This is a genomic window from Embleya sp. NPDC050154 (assembly GCF_044460165.1).
In the GTDB taxonomy this organism is placed as follows: Bacteria; Actinomycetota; Actinomycetes; order Streptomycetales; family Streptomycetaceae; genus Embleya.
The window spans coordinates 1-1,598 of record NZ_JBITJP010000078.1 but is presented as its reverse complement, the minus strand read 5'-3'; the positions used below and the strand labels follow the sequence as shown (position 1 = coordinate 1,598).

The window sequence follows — 1,598 nt, the reverse complement described above, 5'->3', positions numbered from 1 at the left end:
ACGCGAACGTCAAGCTCGACCTGTGCGGGCCGATCCTGGCCAAGTACAAGGCCACCGGAGGTCCCACCGGCCCGCTCCGGCTCCCCACCAGCGGAGTGCTCGACGACGGCGGCATCGGCAAGTACGCCGACTTCCAGGGATCCGCGAACGACGGCACCACCAACGCCCACATCAACTGGTCACCCACCACCGGCGCCTGGTCCCAGCGCGGTGACACCCGCACGAAGTGGCTCCAGAGCGGCGCCCTCAACGGGCCGCTCGGATACCCCGTCTCCGATGAGTCGACAGTGCGCGACGGCGCGGGAACCGTGATCGGCTGGATCAGCCGCTACGCGGGAACGCCCACCACCGGGGCCGGCGCGATCACCTGGACCGGCGACACCGGCGCGCACGTGATCAGCGGCGAGACCTACAACCGCTGGCAGGCCACCGGAGGCCCCCGCGGCACCCTCGGCTTCCCCGCCACCGACATCGCGAACACCCCCACCAAACCCGGCACATACACCCACTTCCGCACCCCCGGCGCCGGCGCCGACAACGGCTCCATCTACACCAGCCCCGGCAACGGCGCGCACGCCGTCTACGGCAGCATCCGCAACCGGTGGGCCGCCCTCGGCTGGGAACAGGGATACCTCGGGTTCCCCACCAGCGACGAGTACGACATCACCGGCGGGCGTCGCGGCGACTTCCAGGGCGGCTACGTCCGCTGGAACTCCGTCACCGGAATCGCCGTCGACCACCACCCCGGCGACGGCACGAGCGCGCAACGCAACGAATACTCCGGCGACTTCGACGGCGACGGACGCGACGACGTGCTGACCGTCTACGACTACGGCCAGGCCACCACCGCGTTGTTCGTCTCCCCCGGCAACGCCGACGGCAGCTTCGGCGCGCCCCGCCAGGCGTGGGTCAGCCTCGCCGGACACTTCGACGTCACCCGCACCAAGTACAGCGTCGGGGACTTCGACGGCGACGGACGCGACGACATCGCCGCCCTGTACGTGTGGACCGACGGCAGCACCTCGCTGTTCAAGTTCATCGCCCACCCCGGCGGCGTCTTCTCCGACCCCATCCCCGGCTACGTCACACCCGCCGGGAACTGGGACTGGAACAGGGCCGCCATCATGGCCGGCGACTACAACGGCGACGGCAAGGACGACGTCGCCATGGTCTACGCCCAGGTCCCCGACCCCGCCAACGGCACCACCTCCGTCCACACCTGGGTCGTCCGCAGCGACGGCGCCTTCGACACCGCCGTCCCCGGCTGGCAATCCGCCCCCGGCACCTGGAACGCCGCCTCCGCCAAGTACGCCGTCGGCGACTACAACGGCGACGGACGCACCGACATCGCCGCCCTGTACGGCTGGACCGACACCAGCGTCACCCTCCACACCCTCCTCGCCCAACCCGACGGCAAACTCGCCGCACCCGTACAATCCTGGCGCGCCGCCCCCGGAGCATGGGACTGGAACAAGACGCAACTCACCACCGGCGACCACAACGGCGACCACCACGTCGAGTTGGGGGCCATGTACGACCTCGGCGCAGGCACCACCGAATACCGCGTCTTCCCCACCACCGCAGCGGGACTGTTCACC

Annotated in this window: 1 protein-coding gene; it reads left to right on the top strand. The window is 70.3% G+C overall.

What is annotated here, in order from left to right:
* Positions 1-1,598 (top strand): FG-GAP-like repeat-containing protein (locus ACIBSV_RS50650; RefSeq protein ID WP_395874799.1); only part of this gene is annotated, 1,598 nt, incomplete at both ends.